Origin of the sequence: Mesorhizobium sp. NFR06, assembly GCF_900115245.1 — a bacterium.
Taxonomy (GTDB): Bacteria; Pseudomonadota; Alphaproteobacteria; order Rhizobiales; family Rhizobiaceae; genus Mesorhizobium.
Window position 1 is genome coordinate 1 of the sequence record NZ_FOVT01000006.1, and the last position, 22,338, is coordinate 22,338.

A 22,338-nucleotide genomic window follows, 5' to 3' on the forward strand; every position below is an offset into this window, starting at 1 on the left:
CGCTGACGGTGGGCAAGGACGCGATCGATGTCCAGAGCCAGTCGCTGACGGGCAACCTCACCGAGGTCGCCAACGGCAGCATCCAGGCCGGCAATGCCGGCATGGTGGCCGCCATCCTCAACGCCGCGGCGACCGGCAACATCGACGTGACCGCCAACGGCTCGCTCGACGCCCGCTTCGGCATCGATGCCGAGAACTTCGGCTCGGGCTCGACGACCGTGACCACGGTTGGTCCGGTCAATGTCACCACCGGCAACGGCATCTTCGCGCTGACCACCGGCGGTGACGTCACGGTCAACGCCGGCGATGTCACCTCCACCGGCAACACCGCCATCATCGCCCAGCAGACCAAGGCAGGTGCTGCGGGCGCGATCAACGTGACCGCGGGTAATGTCTCGGGCACGACCGGTATCTTTGCGAACAACGTCGGCACGGGCGCGACCACAATCACCGCCAATGGCACGGTCGAAGGCGCCATCGCCGCGATCGACGCAAAATCGAACGCCGGCAATGCGATCGACATCACCCTTTCCGGCACGACGCGAAACAGCGCGCAAACGGCCGCGGCGCTGGCCATCAGGACGTCCGGCGGCGCCACCACGCTCATCAATGGCGGCACGCTGACTGGCCTGGTCGAGCTTGGCGACTACGCCGACCTGGTGACCAACAATGCCACCTGGACAACCGGCGGCACCAGCCTGTTCGGCGGCGGCACCGACAGCCTGATGAACGCGGCCACCGCAACTCTCGTCACCGCCAGCAATGGCGCATTGCTCGAGACCACGACCTTCAGCGGCCTCGAATCCCTGTCGAATTCCGGACTTTTGACCATGCAGGATGGCGGCGCCGGCGACCGCACCCTGGTTTCGGGCAATGTGACGCTGGCGGCCGGCTCGACCTACGCCATCGACATCGGCGGGGCTCAGTCGGATCTGCTTCATGCCTCCGGCACCGCCGACATCACCGGCTCGACGCTGGCGGTCAATATACAGGGCAGCCTGCAGTTCGGTTCCCACTATACGGTGCTGACCGCCGATCTCGGACTGGCCGGCCACTTCGCCGACGTGACGGGGATCACCAACACCGCGTTCCTGTCGGTGATCGATACCTATGACACCAACAACGCCTATCTCGATGTGTTGAAGACGCAAAACTTCGCCGATGCCGGGCTGACGCCCAACCAGATCGCCACCGGCCAAGGGCTCGACAGCATTCCGGCATCCGGATCACTGTTCAATGCCGTCGCCGGCCTGGCCACCGACGCCGAGGCCCAGGCCGCCTTCGACCAGCTCTCGGGTGAGATCCATGCCTCGGCCAAGGGCATGTTGGTCGAGGACTCCAGCTTCGTCCGCGACGCCGCCAGCAACCGCATCGCCGCCGCCTTCGGCGATGCCGGTGCTGCAGCATTGCCGGTCATGGCGTATGGCGAAGGCGGGCCCGAAATGGTCGCCGCCGACACCGATCGCTTCGCGGTCTGGGGCCAGGCCTTCGGCTCCTGGGGCAATACGGATTCCGATGGCAACGCCGCCGCCTTCGATCGCTCGACCGGCGGCCTGTTGGCCGGCGCCGACACGCTCGTTGGCGGCTGGCGCGTCGGCCTGCTCGGCGGCTACAGCCATTCCTCCTTCAACGCCGACGACCGTAATTCCTCCGGCAAGAGCGACAATTACCATCTTGGCCTCTATGGCGGCACCAACTGGGGGGCGATCGCGTTCCGCACCGGTGCGGCCTATAGCTGGAGCAGCCTCTCGACACATCGCTCCGTTGCCTTCAACGGCTTCACGGATGCGCTGTCGGCCGACTATGACGCCGGCACGGCGCAGGTGTTCGGCGAACTCGCTTACAAGGCGGATGCCGCGCGCTTCAAGTTCGAGCCTTTCGCCAATCTCGCCTATGTCAGCGTGCATAGCGACGGCTTCACCGAACAGGGTGGTGTCGCGGCGCTGACCAGCGCCGGTTCTTCCACCAATGCCACGTTCACCACGCTGGGGCTGCGCGCTTCGACCGACGTCGCGCTTGGCGGCATAAGCGCGACCGCGCGCGGCACGCTCGGCTGGCGCCATGCGTTTGGCGATGTGACGCCGACATCGGCCTTCGCCTTTGCCGGCGGCGACGCCTTCACCATTGCCGGCGTTCCAGTCGCCAGGGACAGCGCGGTGATCGAAGCCGGCTTCGACCTCAACATGTCGGCCAATGCCACACTTGGCCTGTCCTATGCCGGCCAGTTCGGCGCCCACGCCGCCGACAACGGAGCCAAGGCAAACCTCAGCGTCAAGTTCTGATGCATGTCGCCCAGAAGTGTGCCGCGGTTCTGGGATGACGACATGCATCAAATCAAAGACTTAAAGCGCGTCGCCGGAATCCGTTTCAGCGCGACGCGCTTTAACGACGAGGCTTGGGAAGACCACCGATCCGTTTTGCACACCTGCGATCGGCGAAGAGCCGAAGTGATATCCGATCTCCCTCCTCTGGGGAGATCGGCCTGCCCCGTCAGCCGATCTACTTCTCCCGGTCCTTCAAGAACTGCCGCAGCAGATCCACCGGCAGCGGGAACACCACGGTCGACGAGCGCTCGCCGGCGATGTCGTGCAGGGCCTCGAAATAGCGCAGCTGCATGGCCTGCGGCTCCTCGGCCAGCATCCTGCCGGCCTCGACGAGCTTTGCGGCGGCCTGCTGCTCGCCGTCGGCATTGATCACCTTGGCGCGGCGCAGCCGCTCGGCCTCGGCCTGCTTGGCGATGGCGCGGACCATGCTTTCGTTCAAGTCGACATGCTTGATCTCGACATTGGATACCTTGATGCCCCAGGCGTCGGTGCGCTGGTCGAGGATCTCCTGGATGTCGCTGTTGAGCCGGTCGCGCTCGGCCAGCATCTCGTCGAGCTCGTGCTTGCCGAGCACCGAGCGCAGCGTGGTCTGCGCCAGCTGGTTGGTGGCGGTCATGAAATCCTCGACCTGGATGATCGCGCGCTCGGCATCGACGATGCGAAAATAGAGCACGGCGTTGACCTTCACCGAGACGTTGTCGCGCGAGATGACGTCCTGCGGCGGCACGTCCTGCACCACCACGCGCAGGTCCACCCGCACCATCTGCTGGATGAAGGGCACGAGGATGATCAGGCCCGGCCCCTTGACCCCGGTGAAGCGGCCCAGCGTGAAGACCACGCCGCGCTCATATTCCCTCAGGATGCGGATGGCCGCCGACAGGAACATGATCACCACAAGCGCAAGGATCAGATAGGCGACATAGGCGACTGTCATTGCTTTGCTCCGTCGTTTCCTGCCCCGTCGTTTCCGGCACCGCGCCGCCGCACCGTCAGCACGAGGTCGCTGACGGCGGTCACCTCGGCGCGATCTCCCGGCGCGATCGGTTCATCGGCCTTCGCCCGCCAGCGTTCGCCGAGCGCCAGCACATGGCCCTCGCCGCCTTGCCAGTCGAGGATCTCCACGGGCAGGCCGCGCATGGCATCGCCGCCGACGCGCGGCGGATTGCGCCGCGCTGCCCAGAGGTAGCTGCCGGCAAGCAGCGCGAGCCCTAGCGTCAGCGCCGCGGCGGGGCCGATGATCGCCCAGGATATGGCGAAGCCCGGCCCCTCGACCTTGAGCAGCATGGCTGCGCCGAGCAGGAAGGCGGCCACGCCGCCGAGCCCCAGCACGACCGTCGGATTGAAGGCCTCGACGATGAGGAAGGTGACGCCGAGCAGCATCAGAGCGAGCCCGGTATAGTTGATCGGCAGCAAATCGAGCGCATAGAGGGCGAGCACGAGGCAGATGCCGCCGATGACGCCCGGAGCCACCGCGCCGGGGCTCGTGACCTCGAAGACGATGCCGTAGAAGCCGACCAGCATCAGGAGGACGGCGACGTTCGGATCGGTGATGACGGCGAGAAGCCGGATGAACCAGCCGGGATCCAACGTCTCGACCGGCAGGCCCTTGGTCGCCAGCACCTCTTTCTTGCCGGCCACGTCGACGGTGCGGCCATCGGCAAGCTGCAACAGCTCGGCGGTGTCGCGGGCGATGAAGTCGATGACATGCTCCTGCAGCGCGGCGCTCGCTGACAGGCTCGCCGCCTGGCGCACCGCCTTCTCGCCCCAGTCGCCGTTGCGCCCGCGCAGCTCGGCGAGCGAGCGGATGAGCGCCACGGCGTCATTGGTCACCTTGGCCATCATCGGATCGCCGGACGGTTGCCCGCCGCCGTCCTTCCCGTCCTTGTCCTTCTCCCCGCCGGGAAGCGAGGGCAGCCCGCCGATCTCGACCGGCGTCGCAGCGCCCAGATTGGTGCCGGGCGCCATCGCCGCGACATGGGTGGCGTAGAGGATATAGGTTCCGGCGCTTGCCGCATGGCCGCCGGCCGGCGCGACATAGCCGATGACGGGAACGCGAGAGGCCAGGATATCGGCGATCATCTCGCGCATCGAGGTGACCAGGCCGCCGGGCGTGTCGAGCTGCAGGATGAGCACTTCGGCATTGCGCTCAGCCGCGGCCTTGAGCGCCTCCTTGAGCTGGCGCGAGCTCGCCGGACCGATGGCGCCGTCGATCGAGATGCTGAGGGCTACCCTCTCCGCCGCCATTCCGGCCGAGGAGAAGGGGAAAAGAACCGCGGCGGCCACGAAGGCCGCTGCCAGAAGGGCCACCCGCGCGAGTCTCACGCTCAAAGCTCCTTCGATTCAATATGGGGTTGTGCCCGGCGAAGTCCAATGATGGCGGTGGAAGCTGCTCCACCTACATCGTCGGCGATTGGCGAAAGCCGTCCCGGCATCAATCTCCCCCCTTGTGGGGGAGATTGAGCGCTCCGGCGCTTGCGCCCCAATCGCCACCCTCCCCGACGATTCCACGGCAATTTCGACGCCGGCTCCAACGCTGCCTCCCTCGCCCGCGCGTCATTGTCCCCATTGACGACGCCCATGCAGGCGTCCGCGACCAATGGAGACGGCAATGACGACTTTTGATCACGCAACCGACAAGAACGGCCGGGCGGGCTTCGATCTGTTAGGGTCCGCCGGCCGCGCGCTGCGGCTGGCCACTTGCGCCATGCGGCTGCGCAGCGACCGCGCCGCGCTGCGCGCCATGCCCGATCATCTGCTGAAGGACATCGGCATCAGCCGCTCGCAGATCGACCATTACACATCCTACACCTCCACGCGCGAGGCGCTTGCCGACGCCGACGGCGTGGACGGTTGAAGCGGATGGCCGACTTGCATCGGCGGCCTGCCGGAAGGCTGGCGAAGGCCCCGGCCCGCCGGGGCTTTCGCGTTTGCGGCGCGAAAGCTGTCCGCGTTGGAATCGAACGCGGCCAAATGAAACGCACGATGCAAATTCCACGGCGTCCGCATCGAAATTCCACGCTCGCATCCACTCTCGCTCAAACGCCTCGGCGTCAAAACAGAACCGTCACGGCAACCAAGCCGCAAACCAAGCTTTTGGGAGAAGACAAATGCAACCCAACACCAAACCTGCACGCGTTCCGCTCAACGGCGTCGACACGCCGAACCTGATCGCGACGATCAACTTCGTGGCCGGCCAGCCGGAGCTGGCGAAATTCCAGTTCCGCGCCCACAACGAATGGATCGAAGGCACGCACAGCAAGACCGTGATGCATGGCTTCTTCGGCGCCGGCCAGGAGCAGAAGCACGAGAAGCCCTATTACGCCGACAGCGACCATCCGGCGATCCTGTGCGGCGCCGACAACGCGCCGACCCCGGTCGAATGGCTGCTGCATGCGCTGGCGAGTTGCCTGATGTCGGGCGTCGCCAACATCGCCGCGGCGCGCGGCATCAAGCTCACCCGGGTCAAGTGCTCTGTCGACGGCGACATCGATCTGCGTGGCATCCTCGGCATCTCGGACGAGGTGCGCAACGGCTTCCAGAACATCCAGGTGTCGTTCGAGGTCGAAGGCGATGCGCCGGCCGAGAAGCTCCAGCAACTGATCGAGCAGGCGCGCGCCCGCTCGGCCGTCTTCGACGTGCTGACCAAGGGCGTGCCGGTGACGGTCGGGATCAAGACCGTCCAGTGACGCAGGGCTGAAAAGGCGGTCCGGGCGAACGTCCGGACCGTCCCGCGAACGCAACGGAACAGATCAATGAAACGGGCAGACGTCGTCATCGTCGGCGCGGGCCAGGCCGGCCTTGCGCTCAGCCATTGCCTCGGCCGTGCCGGCATCGACCATGTCGTGCTGGAGCGCGGCCTGATCGGCGAGCGCTGGCGCACGCACGCCTGGCGCTCGCTCAGGTTGTTGACGCCCAACTGGCTGAACGCGCTGCCGGGCGCGCCTTATGACGGCCCGGACCCCGACGGTTTCAGGACCAGGGACGTGTTCCTCCATGATCTCGAAACCTACGCGGGCCGCTGGCGGATGCCGGTCGAATGCGGCGTCGAGGTCGTCTCCTGCAGGCGGGCAGGCGAAGGCTTCGTACTCGACACAAGCACCGGCGCCTGGTCGGCCAGGGCCGTCGTGGTGGCGACCGGCCATTGCGACAGGCCGCTGATCCCGTTCGCGCTCGACGGCGCGAAAGAGGCGCGCGGCATCCATGCCTCGCAGTATCGCAGCCCCGGCGAGCTGCCGCCCGGCGGCGTGCTCGTGGTCGGCGCCTCGGCGTCCGGCGTGCAGATCGCCGACGAGCTGGCGCGCGCCGGCCGCCACGTGGTGCTGTCGGTCGGCAAGCACACGCGGCTGCCCAGGCGCTGGCGCGCCAAGGACATCTTCTGGTGGCTGCGCGAGACGGGCCACCTCGCCGAGCGTGCCGACGACCTCGCCGATGCCGAAAGCGCCAGGCGGCAGCCCTCGCTGCAACTTGCCGGCCGACCGGACAGCGCCGATGTCGACCTGGCAACGCTGCAGCCGCTGGGCGTCGAGCTGACCGGACGTGTGCGCGGCATCGCCAATGGCGAGATCGCCTTTGCCGGCGACCTTGCGGCCAGCGTGGCGGCGGCGGAGGCCAAACAGGCCCGCCTGCTCGCCGAGATCGACCGCTTCGCCGGCGCCGCGCGGCCGATCCGCCGCGACCCGGTCGCGGTGCCTTCGTCCTATCAACGCCGCTTATCGCTGAACGACGGATCGATCGGCACGGTGATCTGGGCGACCGGCTACGCAAGGTCGTTCGGGTGGCTCGAGCCGTCGGCGCTGAGCGCGGATGGCGAGCTGGCGCACCGCGACGGCGTCACCGGCGTCCCCGGCCTCTACGCGCTCGGCTTCCGCTTCCTGCGCAAGCGCGATTCACACTTCATCGGCGGCGTCGGCTCCGACGCCGAGGCGATCGCTGCCGAGATCGCCTGCCATCTCGACCGCAATGGCCGCAAGGCAGCTTGATGACAATGACGATGCCATCGACCACGATCCCCCTTCCGCCCACGCCCAGGCGCGCCCATTACGACGCCGTCATCGTCGGCGCGCGCTGCGCCGGCGCCTCGACGGCCCTGCTGCTCGCCCGCGCCGGGCTGAAAGTGCTGGCCATCGATCGCAGGCCCTATGGCTCGGACACGCTGTCGACGCATGCGCTGATGCGGCCAGCCGTGGTGCAGCTGTCGCGCTGGGGGCTGCTTAAGCCGCTGCTCGAGGCCGGCACGCCTTTGATCGAGACGACGACCTTCCACTATGGCGATGATGCGATCACCATCCCGCTCGACGGCGGGCCGAACCTGCCTGGCCTGATCGCACCGCGGCGCACCGTGCTCGATCGCGTTCTCGTCGATGCCGCGCTCAAGGCCGGCGCCGAGTTCCTGCACGACGCGGCGGTCGGCGACCTCTTCGCCGACACGCAGGGGCGCGCGCGCGGCGTCGAGATCCGCAGCGCCGGCCGCGCCGCCTTGCGGGTGAGCGCCGACATCGCCATCGGCGCCGACGGCATCGGCTCGCTGGTGGCGAAATGCTGCAATGCCGAGGTGCTGCGAAGCGGCAGCGTCTCGGCCGCGCATGTCTATGGCTACGCGCCCGTCGAGCCCGGCGCCGGCTACCACTGGTATTTCCGCGACGGCATCGCCGGCTCGCTGATCCCGACCAATGACGGACAGGCCTGCATCGTCGCCTCGATGCCGACAAGACTGTTCGACCAGCGCTTCCGCCTCGGCCATGCGCCCGCCCGCTTGGAGGTGCTGGAGGCGCTGTCGCCGACGCTTGCCGAACAGGCGAGCCGGGCGCCGAAGGATGTCCGCCTGCATATGTTCCGCGGCGTGCCTGGCTACGTCCGCCAGGCCTATGGCCCGGGCTGGGCACTGGTCGGCGATGCCGGCTTCTTCCGCGACCCGATCACCGCGCATGGCATTTCCGATGCGCTGCGCGATGCCGAAGGCCTCGCGCGCGCCATCCTGGACGGATCGGAAGGCGCCTTCGCGGCCTGGCAGCAGGAGCGCGACCTCGTCGCCAACCAGATCCTCGACACGACCGACGCCGTCGCCAGCTTCGACTGGACGCTTGGCGACGTAGGCGAGATACATCGCCGCCTCAGCGCGGTGATGAAGGCGGAAGTCCAGTCGCTGGCCGATCGGCAGATACCAAGCCGCGCCTCAGCTGCAGGCCGGCCGACGGCCTATCGGGTGCCGGCCAACCAGGACGAGCGGCAACCGCCAGCCGGCAGCTCGAGGCGCGGCGCCTCGAACCTCCATCGCAACCGAACGGGAGCAAGACCATGACCGCGCATGTGATGAAAGACGGATGGATCGGTGTCGCCAAAGGACGCCCGCCGGTCGGAGCTTTCGCCGAGCGTTCGCGGCGCACCAAGGCCGAGGACATCGTGGCTTTCACCGAAATGACCGGCGACCGCAATCCGCTGCATTACGACAAGGCGCTCGCAGAGGCTTCGGTGTTCGGCAGGCTGATCGTCCAGGGCGGCGTCACCTCCGGGATGCTCAACGCCGTTGTCGCCGAGGATCTTCCCGGGCCTGGCTCGGTATTCCTCGAAGTCTCATGGAAATTCGTCAAGGCGGTCGGCGTCGGCGAGCTGATCACCGCCCGCGCCGAAGTCACGCAGGTGCGCGCCGACAAGCCGATCACCAAGCTAGAGACATCGGTGCGCAACGAAGCCGGCGAGCTTTGTCTCACCGGCACCGCAACGGTGTTCACGGTGCCGCTGGCCAAGGGCTGAACGCTCGGGCCTGGTCGGAGAGGCACGGCCGGTGCCGCAGTGGGCGGGGGGCGTTGGGGTAGCTGAAGCACCGGCCGAAGGCGGAACAGGTACCGCCGCCGGTCAAACATACGCTTTCGACGCAGCGCCGAAATTACGCGATCGCGGAAGTGTCTGCAGCGGTCGTTTTCATAGAAGCGCTGGACCGCTCCAAATGTGTCTACGACCCCGCCGTTTCGGCGACGAAAGCGCGGACATGGGCGATGAAGTCGTCGAAGGCGGGCTCGCCCTCGAGCAGGATATGGTTGCGGCTTTCGAGCTCGAAGAAGCGCGCGCCGGGGATGCCGGCCGCCATGGTGCGCCCGGATTCGACCGGGGCAACATTGTCTTCCCGCGCGTGCAGCACCAGCGTCGGCACCCGCACCTGTGCCAGCAGATCGCTGACGTCGATGACGGAGAAAGCGCTTTGCAGGCGCCAGGCGTCGTCGGGCGAAACGGTGCGCAGCATCAAATCGTCCATCCAGGCGAAATGCTCGTGCGTGGCGCCGGGGATGAACATGGAACAGAAAGCCTGCCGAAACATCGGGTTCGGCTTGCCCCAGGCCTCGCGCATCAGCGTCGCGATCGCCTCGCGCGTCGCGATCTCGCCCGCGTCGCCGCGCGCCCGCCAGCCTTTGACGTAGCCGCCATAGAGGATCATGCCCGAGACCTTCTCGGGATGGCGTATGGCATAGGCGATCGACGCCGCGCAGCTCTGCGAGAGGCCGAGCAGCGTGAAGCGATCGAGCCCGGCCGCCTCGACCACGCATTCGAGGTCCGAGACCATCGTGTCGAACGACACGTCGACGACGTGCCGCTGCGAGAGCCCGTTGCAGCGTTCGTCGTAGCGCACGAGCTGGTTTTCGCGCGACAGCTCCGCCATCCAGTGCCGCCAGATCGGGCTGTCCCAGTCAAAGGTGAGATGCGACATCCAATGCGCCGCGCGAAGGATTGGCGGGCCGCCGCCGGTGCGGGCATAGGCCAGCCTCGTGCCGTCGAGAGCACTGCAGAAATGCACGCCGCGGCCGGGATCCTGCGCGGCCATCGGGCTCCTCGCCGGCGCGGACGAGCGGGCCGCGACATCGGCGCCGGTTTGCGCGGAGCGTCCGGTCGGCTGGGCGGCCGCCGCCCTCACCTTCTCTTCGAGCGCCTCGATCTCGCTCGCCAGTCCGCTGTCCTCCGGAATCAGCCGGTGCAGGCGCTGCGCGAGCGGCAGCGCCCGCCGCGGCTCGCCGGAAAGACGCTCCACCAGTTCGCGCAGGATGCCAAGTTCGGCGATCTCGACCTCGCAGGCGATCGCCTGGCGCCAGGCCTCGTATTCGGAGCAGCGCTCGAGCGACAGACCGGCAAGGAAGGCGCCGCGGATCGAGGCGACGGCGGCTTCGAGCTCCTCGGTCGGGCGCGTGGAAAGATCGGCCCTTGCCAAGGGCAGCAGCCGCGCATGGTCCGTGTCAATCTTGAGCGCGACGGCATTGCGGTCGGCGACCAGGGCGCATTCGTCGTCGCCCAGCACCTGGCGTATCTTGGAGAGGCTCCAGCGCAAGGCGCCGCGCGGATCGTCGGGGACGTCCCAGAACATCTCGCACAGCCGCTCGCGGCGATGCTGCCTGCCGGTGACGGCGAGATAGGCGAGCAGGGCCCTGGTCTTGCGCGACGGCGGCAGCTCGAGCGGCGCGCCACCGCGCGCCACCTGGAAATCGCCGAGCACGCGAAGCTGCAGCAGCCCGGTTTGCGGACTGTCGGTCATGCGGCCGGGCGCCCTTCAGCTGCCATATACCCCTTGCTCCTCATCGACGCGGCGGGAGAAGGCCGCACCGCAACATCAAGTCGGCCAATTTGCGGAAGCCTCCTCGCCGCCAGATCGGAGCGTCGGGTGCCGGATACGGCAGGACGGCGACGCGATCTGTGCGATGGATTACACTGGCGGCGTCACCCCTTATGGCGCCTCCGCGCAGTCCCGATGGTTCTGCGGCGATTGTGTTTCGGTTCGATGGCGCTTGAGCGTGATCTTGTTTCAAGTTGGTGAACGGGCGGCGCGGGCCGCACTCGTTTGCGCAAAAATGCCGGCGGCGTGGATCAAGCGCACCGCCGCCTCGGCGGCGGTTCGTGGGGCAGAGCGCGGCATAAGGAATTTGGCCACGGGAACGGGAACCGGGCGGTCCGGCCCGCGCGCCGTGACGCATGAGCCGGACCGGAGCTTCATCGGCGATCGCTGTTGTCAGTAGTCGGAGCCGCCCTCGATGACGACCGGACGATGATGGTGCCGGTGGATCGAACCGGTGACGATCAGGGTGTCGGGACGGTGATGGCGATAGGCGCGCCGGCCGTTGTCGTAGAAGGCGACCGTGCCGTGGCGGCGGTGATGAAGGCGGTGGCCCTCGTCATTGATGATGACGGCGTGGCGGTGGTGATAATAATGCCTGTGATGCGTCCTGATGATGACGTCGGCCTCGGCCGCGGACGCGACGGCGGGTGCGGCGATAGAGAGCGCCAGGGCAGCAAGAAGCACTGATTTCATTGATCTATTCCTAATTCCTGCATCATCCCTTCGCCGGATTAACCGCTGCCTGCCGCTTTGGTTCCGCCCTGGTCGGCGCCCCGGCGCGGCGACAGGATGGGATCGCGCCAGGCGGGGCGCCTTGCACGGCGCGAAAAGAGAGGCCGGAGCCGCGGTGGGGGGTCGTTGGGGTAGCCGAGGCTCCGGCCTAAGGCGGAATGGGCACCGCCGCCTGGCAAAGATAGGCTTCGCCGGCGGCGGCGAAATTACGCGATCGCGGAAGCCTGAGATCGCAAGGGAGGATCACGCGCTCCTTCGTCCAGCCGCCGCAATCACCACCGCGACCACAACCAGCCCGGCGGCCACCGCAAAGGTGAAGCGCATGCCATGCGCCACGGCCTCGGGCGCCGCGCCGGCGACATCGCTCGATCCCACGGCGAAGGCGAATACCGCGCCCATCGCCGCCGTGCCGGTGACGAGGCCGAGATTGCGCGACAGGCTCAGCATGCCCGACACCACGCCGCGCTCGTTGCCGTCGACATCGGCCATGACGACGGTGTTGTTGGCCGCCTGGAAGAGCTGGTAGCCCGGCGTCAGCAGCACGATCGCCGCCGCGTAGCCGGCGACGCCGAAGACGCCCGGCAACGCGGCCAGCGCGAGACAGCCGGCGACCATCAGCGCCAGGCCGGCGGTGACCATCGCCGCCGCGCCGAGGCGGTCGACGACGCGCCCGGCAAGAATGCCGCAGAACGCCGAAACCACGGGGCCGATCGACAGCACGGCCCCGGTCGCCGCTTCGCTCAGGCCCAGCGCGCGCGACAGGAAGAAGGGGCCGACGACCAGCGTGGCCATCATCACCGTCGAGACCAGCGCGTTGATGGCGAGGCTCGGCGCCAGCACCGCGTCGCGCAACAGCGCGAGCTTGACCAGAGGCGACGCCACCCTTGCCTCGGTGATGACGAAGAGCGCCGCGCCAAGCATGGCGGCGCCGAGCAGCGCCAGGTTCAGGCCGCCGAAATGGCCGCGCCCGATGGTCATGGCCAGCGCGTAGGCGGCAAGCGTGGCGGCGAGCAGCAGCGTGCCCGGCAGGTCGAAGCGGACCTTTCCACGGGCGGCGCCCGGGTTGCGGACGATGCCCGCCGCTTTGTCGCCCGGCAGGAAGCGCCAGGCGGCGGCCACCGCCGCAGCGCCGAGCGCGGCGGTGACGAGGAAGATCGAGCGCCAGCCGAGAGCGGCGATCAGCACGCCGCCGAGCGAAGGCCCGAGCGCGGTGCCGATCGCCGACATGGTGCCGAGCAGGCCCATGGCGCTGCCGGTGCGCTCCTTCGGCACCGTCTCGCCGACAAGGGCTATCGCCAACGCCATCATCACCGCCGCGCCCAGGCCCTGCATGGCGCGCGCGGCGATCAGCAGCGGCAGCGACGGCGCCAGCGAGGCGGCCAGCGAGGCGGCGCTGAACAGCGCCAGGCCGGCGACGAGCAGCGGCCGGCGGCCGAGGAGATCGCCGAGACGCCCGACGCTGACGATCAGCGCGGTGATGGCAAGCAGATAGGCAAGCACTACCCATTGCACCGCCGGGAAGGCTGCGGCGAAAGCCACGCTCAAGGTCGGCAGCGCGACATTGGCGATGCTGGTGCCGAGTGAGGAGGCGAGCATGGCGAGCGACAGGCCGGCTATGGCGCCGGCCGTCGAAGAGCTTGCGGGCGCGGCGCGGGTTTCGGCAATGTCGGCCATGGGTCTTCTCCGTCGGTGGAATCTGCCGGCGAAGATAGGCGTGCGGGCGACATGGCGGAACGCGCAGCATTTGCACTTGAATAGTGCATGAAACGCCATGTCGTTCGCGCCAATCCGTGCTATTGGTCGTGCCATGTCGCGACCCGATCTCAACCTGCTCGTCACGCTGGACGTGCTGCTTGCCGAAGGCAGCGTCGCCAGGGCCGCGCGGCGCCTTAGGCTCAGCCCCTCGGCGATGAGCCGGGCGCTGGCAAGGTTACGCCAGGCGACCGGCGATCCGCTGCTGGTACGCGCCGGCCGCGGCCTGGTGCCGACGCCGCGCGCGGTCGAGCTCGGCGCTGAGGTCGGGCGGCTGGTGAAGGAAGCGGAAGCGGTGCTGCGGCCGGCCGAGCGGCTCGACCTGACGCGGCTCGCGCGCAGCTTCACCCTGCGCAACAGCGACGGCTTCGTCGAGAATTTCGGCCCGGCGCTGCTCGCCCGCGTGGCCGAGGAGGCGCCGGGCGTGCAATTGCGTTTCGTGCCCAAGCCCGACAAGGACAGCGGCCCGATGCGCGAGGGCGCAGTCGACCTGGAGACCGGCGTGGTAGGCGGCTCGACCGGGCCGGAGGTGCGCGCGCAGGCGCTGTTTCGCGACCGCTTCGTCGGCGTCGCGCGGGCCGGCCATCCGTTGAGCGAAGGCCGGATCACCGCCGCCCGCTTCGCCGCCGGCCGCCACATATTGATCTCGCGCCGCGGCCTCGACCGCGGCCCGGTGGACGACGCGCTGGAGCTCGCCGGGCTGACGCGCAAGGTCGCGACCGTGGTCGGCGGCTTCGCCGAGGCGCTGGCGCTGGCCCGCGGCTCCGACCTCATCGCCGCCGTGCCGGAGCGCTACACCGGCACGCTGCGCGAAGGCCTGTTCACCTTCGCCTTGCCGGTGAAGCTCGCCACGCTGACGATCTCGCTGTTGTGGCACCCGCGGCTCGACGCCGATCCGGCGCATCGCTGGCTGCGGGGATTGGTGAGGGAGGTGTGCGGGCGGAGTGCATGATCTTCCCGCGAGGGAAGAGATCGAACGCCCTGCCCGCCGCGACGGCGCGAAACCAGCGCCCTGTAATATTAGCATTAACTAACGTATAATGTCGCGCGGGCCAAATCGCGTCTCCGATGGAACCCGCGGCATGGTCGGCGCGTTGCCGGGCGCCTGTGAAACAGCCGGAGGCTCGCTTGAACGAATTCAGGAGGTTCGCCTGCCCCCGCTGCCTGGGCGCCGGCAAGGTGTTCGAGTGCGAGAAGCAGATGGCGTCCAACGGGACATGCTGTGCGCCGGGCGCATCGCGCGACAATTGCCCGGGCCAAAGGGTCACCTGCCAGGCCTGCAACGGAACGGGCCTGCGCGGCTACAGCGCACCCGCCAGCCGGGAGTAGCCGGGAGGTTTTTCCGTTCACTGTGTTGGGGCGGGAACTTTCTGCATATTCATTGACGGAGCGGCCGGGGTCAGAGTCGAGGCCGACGAAGCTCAGGCCCACCTACGAATTCAAGGCGATCGGACAGCGGAAATAAGGCGGCGCGCTTCAGGTGCTGGCGCCGCCCATCAGCGCGGCGACCAGGGTCGCCAGGAAGAGGACAAGCCCCAATGGGATTCGCTCCAGCCATGACCGCCGTCTGGCAAGCACTTCGAACAACCGATTGGCCATCGCAACTTCCCCCGTTCGATGCAGGAGCATCCTACCATGCTTTCATGAGAACATCATGAAGCGTCTCACAGAAGCGTCGGATTTCGTCTCGAGCCGAAGATCGGCCGTCGCCCGGCGCCGATGTTGCGCTTGCCGAATTGCACCCAAAAAAAGTCGGGGTCAAGGCGATGCGCCGGCCGTCGAAAAATCAGCCTCTTCAAGCGGATAGGCAGATACGGCCGGAGCAGCCAAGGGGCCGCCGGAAAAGCCCGGAATTCCGCCATTTCAAGCCCCTTTGCCGTGGCGTCGGCATGGTTGCAAAAGGCGCGCCAGGCAGGAAAAGACGGCTCAAAAGGCGCTTTCCGGACGCCCGCCGGCGGCGTTGACAGCAAACCGCGCCAATGGCACCTCGCGACCACTGGTCACGCCATGACCGTTGCTGTTGGGGACGGACGGGGTTTCAGCAGCTTGGCGGCGGCGCCGGACGGGCGGGCACCTGCGCGGTGCACCGCCCGCTCCTGGCCGGTCCCGCTTCCAGCCTCAACCTGCCTGCTTAGAAACCAAGCGCCGGTGCCTGGGTTGGATCTCGACTTTTGGGACTTCAGAACGAGAAGCCCGAGGACGGCACGGCGGCGGTCACCGCCGAAAGCCTGCCACGTCTGGCCAGCGTCGGTTTGCAATACGGTTTCTTCATCGGCTGTCTCTGCCAGGTCGACGACGAAAGATGGGTAAGCAACATATGCCCGGCCTCCGCCGCGTCAAGCAAGGAGGCAATTCGGCCGCGCGGCACTCGGCCGGCGCGGCTTAGCCCGCGTGCAGCCAATGGCGGTCGAACACGTCGAGGATGGCGCGAAACTCGCCCGGCGGGATCTGGATGGCGCGATCGTCGCCATAGGCGTCGAGGAATTCGCCGAGCTGGCGGTCGACCGCTTCCGGACGCTCCAGCGCGATGCCGAGGCTCGCCAGGTCGGCGGCGATCGAAGCGCCGGCAGGCAGGTAACCGCCCCACGTTCCGGTATCGGATGCCGCGTCGCGCAGCCGCACCAGCAGGATCCGGGTCAGCGAGGGCTGCGCCTCTGGGCCGATGACGGCGGAGCCGCACATATAGCCGCCGAGCGCGCTGACCGGCTGCGTTTGCGGAAACAGGCAAAGAAAGAACTGCCCGTCGCCGCCGACATCCTTGAGGTGCAGATAGAGGGCCCGCTTTGCCGGCATCACCGGGCCGCCGAGCTGCAACGGCCCGGTCGGCAAGGTCTCGCTATAGGTTGCCGTCAGCCCATGCAGGCCCGGCCCCGGCTGGATCGACAGCCGGCCCTTGATCAACTGGCCGCGATAATAGGGCGACCAGGCGCGCGAATAGGCCAAGACGAAACACCTGATGACCCAGACGAAAAACTGCGCCGGCAAAACCCGGCCGCCGCTCGATCAGAACGCCACCGGCGGCATCGCGCCCGCCGGCACCAAAAAAACCACAGCACAGCAAGGCGATCCAGGCCAGGCCTATCCGCCGGCGTTGTGGATTCAGTTCTAGCCGGCTCAAGGTGACCGCGTTCGCGGCATCCTGTCGGTGAGGAAACGGCCGGGCAAATGGCCGAACCAAACAGCCACCCGGCCGGCCTGAGGGCTGGGGGGCTGGCGTCGGCGGCGGGGCCGGCGCCGCCCGCGTGGATCGCAAAGCCGCGGTCCGCGCGGGCTACGTTTTTTGTCGGTTTTTCGGATCCGGCTGCTTCGGCGCACGCGGTTCTTGACGAATGGCCGGCGAACCGGGAAGCTCGGCCCGGCGCCGCAATGGCGCCGCGCGAGGGGGCCGTGCCATGCCGGGTGCCGACGAAAAGCTTGCCGCGCTCGGCATCGTGTTGCCGCCGCCTTTGAAACTGCCGCCGGGCATGGTGCTGCCCTTTCCCTGGGTGAACGTGCGCGGCGAGCGCGCCTATATCTCGGGCCACGGGCCACAGGAGCCGGACGGTTCGCTCGCCGGTCCGTTCGGCGCCGTCGGCGAGAGCGTATCGGCCGAGCAGGCGCGCGCCTCGGCACGGAAAGTCGGACTGTCGATGCTGGGCAGCCTCCAGCGGGAATTGGGAAGCCTCGACCGGATCACCGGCTGGTGCCGCGTGCACGGCATGGTCAATTCGGCGCCGGGCTTTACCCAGACCCCGGCGGTGATGAACGGCTTTTCCGACCTCATCCTGGAGATCTTCGGGCCGGAGGTCGGCCGCCATGCCCGCACGGCAATCGGGGTTGCCGCCCTGCCGTTCGATCTCCCGGTCGAGATCGAGGCCGAGGTGACGATTGCGAGGTGATCGGCTTGACCGGACCGCTCGTCGGCGCGATAGGCGGGTACCATCCAACCGATGAAAGACCCGCCATGACAGACGCCGTCGTGAAAGACAGTAACGGCACGCCGCTGAAGGATGGCGACTCCGTGACCCTGATCAAGGACCTCAAGGTCAAGGGCACGTCCGAGACGATCAAGCGCGGCACGCTGGTGAAGAACATCCGCCTCAACGGCAATCCCGGCGAGATCGAATGCAACACCAAGCAGGTGAAGGGCCTGGTGCTGAAGACGGAGTTTTTGAAGAAGGCGTGATCGCGGGGCGCTTCCGTTGCGGCGGCTGGGTGCGGCCTTTCCTGGGAAGCAGCACCGGCATAGCGCGCGGACTTCGTCATTCTAGGGCGGAGCAAGGAGCGAAGCGACGCGCGCAGACCCTAGAATCCATGCCGTGACGCATGAGCGCTTCGACGGTGCGGAAGGATCACCAGCCATTCCACGAAAGAGCTCGAACCATTCCGGATTGGTCTTCTCGATGGGCTCGACCTTCCAGTGGCGCGGACCAGCGCTTCAATGACTTCTCGCGCTGGATGGCATTGGCGAAATACAGTTCGTGGTCATGTAGGTCATGCAATCATGGAGGGCGAAACCGGCCGCTATTCTGGACCGCTGCATCTTACGGCCGGCGTAACGGCATGGATTCTAGGGTCTGCGCCGCGTCGCTTCGCTCCTTGCTCCGCCCTAGAATGACGAACGCGACAGGTTCGCTCCAATCCAATGTGGCAGCCGCGCCGTGGTGATTGCGCTGGCGCCGCGCCGGCCGGTACCGGGGTTGATGGGAAGCAGCACCGGCATAGCGCGCGGAAGCATTGTTTGGCACCGCTCCTCAGCCGCCTCCCCTTATGTTGCACTGCGTTAGATTTGTTGCATTGCGATATCGGCACGGAGGGCGGAGGCTTGCCGCAAGGCGGGATACGAACGAACAGCGAGGTTCGTATTCGTGTCAGCATCAGCGCAGGAATTCCGGCCCGACATCGAAGGGTTGCGAGCGCTGGCCGTGGCGGGTGTCGTCGCGTTCCATTTCGGCCTGACCGCGTTGCCTGGCGGCTTCGCCGGGGTCGACATCTTCTTCGTCATCTCCGGCTATTTGATCACCCGCCATCTCGTTGCCGAGATATCCGACACCGGCCGGGTCGACCTGCTGCGCTTCTATGCCCGGCGCGCGCGGCGCCTGCTGCCGGCGGCGCTGCTCGTCATCCTCGCCACGCTCGCCTTCGGCATGGTCATCCTGTCGCCGGAGGAGCAGGCGCTCTATTCCAAGGGCGCGATGTTCGCCTCGGCCTATATGATCAACCTGTGGCTGATCCGCTGGTCGTTCGACTATTTCGCCAATGACGCGGCGAGCAACCCGTTCATCCACTACTGGTCGCTGTCGGTCGAGGAGCAATTCTACCTCGCCTGGCCGGCACTGCTGATACTGACCGCCTGGCTGAAGCCCGGCAAGCGCGCCATCGTGCTTGCGATCGGCATTACCGGCCTCATCTCCTTCATCCTCTGCGCCTGGCTGACGAGCGTTTCGCAGCCCTGGGCGTTCTACTTTTCGCCGCTGCGCGCATGGGAATTTGCCGCCGGCGGCCTCGCATCGATGGCGCCGGCACGGCTGCTGCAGGAGCGTCCGCAGCTGGGGCGGGCGTTGGGCCTGGCCGGCCTGGCGATGATCGGGGTCGCTTATCTCACCTTCAGCGAGGACGCTCCCTTCCCCGGCTTTCTGGCGCTCGTGCCGGTGGCCGGCACCGTCCTTCTGCTCAAGGCGGGAGCGGCCGGCGCCAGGGACGGCACTCCTTGTTTGCGCAATTCCGATCGGAAAACCGCCATGCGCGTTTCCGGGAATTGCGTGAACGCCGCCCTGGCGCTGCCACCTTTGCAGTGGGTCGGCAAGCTGTCTTATTCGATCTATCTCTGGCACTGGCCGGTGATCGTCTATGCCGGCATGCTGGCGCCGGAGCTGACGCCGGCCGGGCGATTGCTGTGCCTTGCGCTGACGCTGGCGCTGTCCAGCCTCAGCTACCACCTCATCGAGAACCCGATCCGTCGCAACGGCTGGCTGATGGCCAATGCGGCGCGGGCGCTGGTGCCGGCCCTCCTCCTGACCGGCACCGGCGTCGCAGCCGCCTACGGCAATGCCAGGCTTGCCGTGCGCGATCTCGATCCGCAGCAGCGCATCATCGCCGCGAGCGCGGCCGAACCCTCCACGGCCCGCGCCAGGGCAGGCTGCGTGCAGGACTACGAGACGGTAACGCCGAAACCCTGCGTGTTCGGCGATGGCCAGCGCAGCATCGCCTTGTTCGGCGACTCCCACGCCGACCATTGGTCGACGCCGCTGATCGAGGCGGGCAGGAAAAACGGCTACCGGGTGGTGACGTGGCTGAAGAACTCCTGCCGCGCCTCGCGTATCAGCGTCTGGTCGTCCGAGCTGAAGCGCCCCTACTCTGAATGCGACCGCTGGCGCGAGCAGGCGATCGCCGAGATCATCGAGGCAAGGCCGGCGCTGGTGGTCATCTCGGAACTGGCGCTGACCAGCGGGCGCAAGATGGCGGGCCGCGGCGGCGACACCGATCGCCAGGATGCCGACTGGCGGGCCGGCCTGCGCTCCACCCTCACCAGCCTCAGCAAGGCCGGCCTCAAGGTCGCCTTCATCCGCGACGTGCCGTTCAACGACAGGGATATCGACACCTGCGTGGCGCGGGCGCTTTGGCGCCACGAAACGCCCTCGCGCTGCGACCAGACGCGCGCCTACGCCGCCAACGACAGGATGGCGGCGGTGGAACGCGAGATCGTCGACAGCATCCCCAACGCTGCTTACGTCGACCTCACCGACCGCTTCTGCGGCGCCACCGTCTGCCACGTCTTCATCGACGGCAAGCTCGCCTTCCGCGACCAGCACCATATGGCGACGCCCTTCGCGGAGTCATTGGAGCCCGAGGTGGAGAAGAGGGTGATCTCCAAGGTGGGAAGGTAGAGCTGCTGATCTCCCCCCTTGTGGGGGAGATGCCCGGCAGGGCAGAGGGGGGCGCGAAGGAACGCTGCGCCCCCGATAAAGCTCTCGCCCATGAAATGGGAGAGTGCCCAAGCATTGATACGTTGGCAGGACAGTGCCCCCCTCTGGCCTGCCGGCCATCTCCCCCACGAGGGGGGAGATTGGCAGCTTCACCGCCGCGCCCTCACCCCACTACGACGACAAAATGCTTGGTCACCGGCTCGAGGATCTTCCACGTGCCCTTGAAATCCGCCTCGACCACGAAGGCGTCGCCGGGACCGACCTCGACCGGCGCGCCGCCATCGGGCGTGATGATGATGCGGCCGGCGATCATGTGGACGAATTCATAGTCGGTATAGGTGGCGTGATAGGTGCCGGGCGACGCGCGCCAGGTGCCGGACATCACCTTGCCGTCCTCGCTGGTGTGCTGGACGGCGGTCTGCATGATGGGCGAGCCCTCGACCGCGATCCAACCCTGCAGGTCGCCGCCATCGGCATTCTCGACGGCGCCGAATTTGACGATGGTGGGCTTGGTCATCGGGGACTCCTTGGATTGCTGGTTGGATGGCAGGGGAGATAGCGGATCGGGCGAAGTCTCGCGGGCGAGGCTGCGACACCGCGCGACGCCTCTCCTCCGATGAGGGTAGATGTCGGCCGGCATTTTCAAGGGAACATCAGCCCTCACGAAACCGTTATCACCTCGAAGGGGCGTATCGAAACCTCAAGGAGGCAGCGATGAAAAAGCTCTTGCTTGCTTCGATGATCGCCATCGCCTCGGCGTTCGCGATCGCGCCGGCCAGCGCCGGCAGCGTCCAGTTCGGTATCGGCATCGGCAACGGTTATGATGACGATTATTACGACGGCTATTACCCGCACCGTTATTACCGGCATGTCTATGATGACGACTACTACCGTCCGCGTTACGTAGTGCGTTATCATCACCGGTATTATCGCGACAATTGCCGTATCGAGCTGGTGAGACACTGGCGCCACCACCACCGCGTGGTGGAAGAAGTGCGTGTCTGCGACTAACGAGTGATTCGAGCGGTCCCGAATGATCGCGCGGGATGGCCGCAACCGTCCCGCGCGATCGACCGCGAGCCGATCCTCGCAAAGCCTTTAAATCCTGCTTGTCCCGATGCGCCCGGCGCGGCCTTTCGGGGGACTCGGACGTTGTCTCGGTGAACCTTCAGGAGGAGGTTGTCATGAGAAAGCTTCTACTTGCTTCGGTGATCGCCATCGCCTCGGCGGCGGCCCTGGCAACGCCGGCGGATGCGCGAACATTCGCCAGTGCCGGCAGCGGCTATTTCGGCTTCGGCCCCTTCGGCGACTTTTACGACAGCTATGGTCCGTATCCGTTCTACGGCCCATATTGGGGCGGCCCCTATTACGATTCTGGCCCCGGCGCCTATGACGGCCATGGCGGCGGCTACGTGATGCGCTACCCGCACGCGTATCAACGCCAATGCCGGACCGAAATGGTGAGGCATTGGCGCAATCACCACTGGGTCTGGCGCGAAGCACGCGTCTGCGGCTAATGAGCCGGGGGCGGGCCGCCATGCATGGAATGACGGTCGACAAGGAACCCGCGCGCCTTCAATCCCGCTGATTTTTCGCGCAAGCGAGGGACGTTGCGGCAGCTTTTCGGCCCCTCAAGCGTTGTCATGGCGAACCTTCAGGAGGAGGTTGCCATGAAAAAGCTTGTACTTGCCTCGGCGGTCGCCATCGCGACGGCGGCGGCCACGATCGCGCCGGCGGATGCGCGGGTGTTCTTCGGCTTCGGCGTCGGCCCCTATGAGCCCTATCCGTTCTACCACCCGTACTATGGCCCGTATTATGGCGGCTACCGCTATTACGACGACTATTACCCCGGCTATATCGTGCGCTATCCGCACTACCGGCACTACCGATACCACAGGTACCACCGATACTACATGTACCACTATCGGCATCACCATAGGCACCATTACAGACACCACCATAGGTACTATTACCGGTACTAGGTAGCAGCGGCCGGCGACTAGCTGATCTCCCCCCTTGTGGGGGAGATGTC

The 22,338-nt window shown here is 67.0% G+C and carries 23 protein-coding genes and 1 pseudogene; 14 read left to right on the forward strand and 10 right to left on the reverse strand.

The genetic code is table 11. The features are described 5' to 3' along the window. Window positions 1-2,282, forward strand: a 2,282-nt coding sequence (locus F3H96_RS12470) for an autotransporter outer membrane beta-barrel domain-containing protein (protein ID WP_149802052.1), incomplete at its 5' end; no start/stop codon positions are given. Between the two features lie 217 nt (window positions 2,283-2,499). On the opposite strand, the gene F3H96_RS12475 is transcribed toward F3H96_RS12470, so the two are convergent. Further along, window positions 2,500-3,258 carry a slipin family protein gene (locus tag F3H96_RS12475; protein WP_149802053.1) on the reverse strand — a complete coding sequence of 253 codons (759 nt, stop codon included), beginning with the start codon at window positions 3,256-3,258 and terminating at the stop codon, window positions 2,500-2,502. Further along, a complete protein-coding gene (locus F3H96_RS12480; protein ID WP_149802054.1) occupies window positions 3,255-4,646 on the reverse strand; it encodes a nodulation protein NfeD in 1,392 nt (463 codons plus the stop codon). The genes F3H96_RS12475 and F3H96_RS12480 overlap by 4 nt, the downstream gene beginning before the upstream one ends. Window positions 4,647-4,932: 286 nt before the next feature. Between F3H96_RS12480 and F3H96_RS12485 the strand changes: the two genes are divergently transcribed. From F3H96_RS12485 to F3H96_RS12505, 5 genes are all read left to right on the forward strand, one after another. Next, on the forward strand, window positions 4,933-5,178 hold the full coding sequence (locus F3H96_RS12485; protein ID WP_188131368.1) for a DUF1127 domain-containing protein: 246 nt from the start codon (window positions 4,933-4,935) through the stop codon (window positions 5,176-5,178). A 253-nt stretch (window positions 5,179-5,431) separates the two neighbouring features. After that, window positions 5,432-6,010, forward strand: a complete 579-nt coding sequence (locus F3H96_RS12490; RefSeq protein WP_149802056.1) for an OsmC family protein — start codon at window positions 5,432-5,434, stop codon at window positions 6,008-6,010. A gap of 66 nt (window positions 6,011-6,076) precedes the next feature. Continuing rightward, a complete protein-coding gene (locus F3H96_RS12495; RefSeq protein WP_149802057.1) occupies window positions 6,077-7,303 on the forward strand; it encodes an NAD(P)/FAD-dependent oxidoreductase in 1,227 nt (408 codons plus the stop codon). A 5-nt stretch (window positions 7,304-7,308) separates the two neighbouring features. Further along, window positions 7,309-8,622, forward strand: coding sequence for an NAD(P)/FAD-dependent oxidoreductase (locus tag F3H96_RS12500; RefSeq protein WP_188131369.1), 1,314 nt, complete (start codon window positions 7,309-7,311; stop codon window positions 8,620-8,622). Next, a complete protein-coding gene (locus F3H96_RS12505) occupies window positions 8,619-9,074 on the forward strand; it encodes a MaoC family dehydratase (protein WP_149802059.1) in 456 nt (151 codons plus the stop codon). The genes F3H96_RS12500 and F3H96_RS12505 overlap by 4 nt, the downstream gene beginning before the upstream one ends. Window positions 9,075-9,273: 199 nt before the next feature. Here the strand turns inward: F3H96_RS12505 and F3H96_RS31075 are convergent, their stop codons facing one another. The 3 genes from F3H96_RS31075 to F3H96_RS12520 form a co-directional block, all read right to left on the reverse strand. Next, a complete protein-coding gene (locus F3H96_RS31075) occupies window positions 9,274-10,839 on the reverse strand; it encodes an alpha/beta hydrolase (protein ID WP_244619979.1) in 1,566 nt (521 codons plus the stop codon). Window positions 10,840-11,310: 471 nt separating this feature from the next. Then, on the reverse strand, window positions 11,311-11,610 hold the full coding sequence (locus F3H96_RS12515) for a hypothetical protein (RefSeq protein ID WP_149802060.1): 300 nt from the start codon (window positions 11,608-11,610) through the stop codon (window positions 11,311-11,313). 282 nt (window positions 11,611-11,892) lie between these two features. Further along, the gene (locus tag F3H96_RS12520) at window positions 11,893-13,323 is read right to left on the reverse strand and encodes an MFS transporter (RefSeq protein WP_149802061.1); all 1,431 of its coding nucleotides are present in this window, start codon (window positions 13,321-13,323) and stop codon (window positions 11,893-11,895) included. Between the two features lie 133 nt (window positions 13,324-13,456). Here F3H96_RS12520 and F3H96_RS12525 point away from each other — a divergent pair, with 133 nt between their 5' ends. Continuing rightward, window positions 13,457-14,353: a LysR family transcriptional regulator gene (locus tag F3H96_RS12525; RefSeq protein WP_149802360.1), complete on the forward strand. Its 897-nt coding sequence runs from the start codon at window positions 13,457-13,459 to the stop codon at window positions 14,351-14,353. Window positions 14,354-14,877: 524 nt separating this feature from the next. Here the strand turns inward: F3H96_RS12525 and F3H96_RS31510 are convergent. From F3H96_RS31510 to F3H96_RS12535, 3 genes are all read right to left on the reverse strand, one after another. Next, window positions 14,878-15,000 carry a hypothetical protein gene (locus F3H96_RS31510; protein WP_280177774.1) on the reverse strand — a complete coding sequence of 41 codons (123 nt, stop codon included), beginning with the start codon at window positions 14,998-15,000 and terminating at the stop codon, window positions 14,878-14,880. Between the two features lie 580 nt (window positions 15,001-15,580). Beyond that, window positions 15,581-15,673: a putative RiPP precursor gene (locus tag F3H96_RS12530; protein WP_149802062.1), complete on the reverse strand. Its 93-nt coding sequence runs from the start codon at window positions 15,671-15,673 to the stop codon at window positions 15,581-15,583. A 110-nt stretch (window positions 15,674-15,783) separates the two neighbouring features. Next, window positions 15,784-16,344 (reverse strand): hypothetical protein, encoded by a 561-nt coding sequence (locus F3H96_RS12535; protein WP_188131370.1) that lies wholly within the window; start codon window positions 16,342-16,344, stop codon window positions 15,784-15,786. Between the two features lie 13 nt (window positions 16,345-16,357). Between F3H96_RS12535 and F3H96_RS30475 the strand changes: the two genes are divergently transcribed. The 3 genes from F3H96_RS30475 to F3H96_RS12545 all read left to right on the forward strand — a co-directional run bounded on the left by F3H96_RS30475 (window position 16,358) and on the right by F3H96_RS12545 (window position 17,566). Continuing rightward, a complete protein-coding gene (locus F3H96_RS30475; protein WP_188131371.1) occupies window positions 16,358-16,510 on the forward strand; it encodes a hypothetical protein in 153 nt (50 codons plus the stop codon). A gap of 283 nt (window positions 16,511-16,793) precedes the next feature. After that, window positions 16,794-17,279: a RidA family protein gene (locus tag F3H96_RS12540; RefSeq protein ID WP_149802063.1), complete on the forward strand. Its 486-nt coding sequence runs from the start codon at window positions 16,794-16,796 to the stop codon at window positions 17,277-17,279. Between the two features lie 65 nt (window positions 17,280-17,344). After that, a complete protein-coding gene (locus F3H96_RS12545) occupies window positions 17,345-17,566 on the forward strand; it encodes an alkylphosphonate utilization protein (RefSeq protein ID WP_149802064.1) in 222 nt (73 codons plus the stop codon). Between the two features lie 177 nt (window positions 17,567-17,743). Here F3H96_RS12545 and F3H96_RS31615 read toward each other — a convergent pair. Continuing rightward, window positions 17,744-17,864: pseudogene (locus F3H96_RS31615) on the reverse strand (GIY-YIG nuclease family protein); the annotation flags it as partial. Between the two features lie 384 nt (window positions 17,865-18,248). Here F3H96_RS31615 and F3H96_RS12560 point away from each other — a divergent pair. Next, window positions 18,249-20,267 (forward strand): acyltransferase family protein, encoded by a 2,019-nt coding sequence (locus tag F3H96_RS12560; RefSeq protein ID WP_149802066.1) that lies wholly within the window; start codon window positions 18,249-18,251, stop codon window positions 20,265-20,267. Window positions 20,268-20,469: 202 nt separating this feature from the next. Here the strand turns inward: F3H96_RS12560 and F3H96_RS12565 are convergent, their stop codons facing one another. Continuing rightward, a complete protein-coding gene (locus F3H96_RS12565) occupies window positions 20,470-20,823 on the reverse strand; it encodes a cupin domain-containing protein (RefSeq protein ID WP_149802067.1) in 354 nt (117 codons plus the stop codon). Window positions 20,824-21,020: 197 nt separating this feature from the next. Between F3H96_RS12565 and F3H96_RS12570 the strand changes: the two genes are divergently transcribed. From F3H96_RS12570 to F3H96_RS12580, 3 genes are all read left to right on the forward strand, one after another. After that, complete coding sequence (locus F3H96_RS12570; protein ID WP_149802068.1) at window positions 21,021-21,317, forward strand: hypothetical protein; 297 nt, start codon at window positions 21,021-21,023, stop codon at window positions 21,315-21,317. Window positions 21,318-21,490: 173 nt separating this feature from the next. Then, window positions 21,491-21,823 (forward strand): hypothetical protein, encoded by a 333-nt coding sequence (locus F3H96_RS12575; RefSeq protein ID WP_149802069.1) that lies wholly within the window; start codon window positions 21,491-21,493, stop codon window positions 21,821-21,823. Window positions 21,824-21,976: 153 nt separating this feature from the next. Further along, window positions 21,977-22,288: a hypothetical protein gene (locus tag F3H96_RS12580; RefSeq protein ID WP_149802070.1), complete on the forward strand. Its 312-nt coding sequence runs from the start codon at window positions 21,977-21,979 to the stop codon at window positions 22,286-22,288. Window positions 22,289-22,338 lie beyond the last annotated feature (50 nt).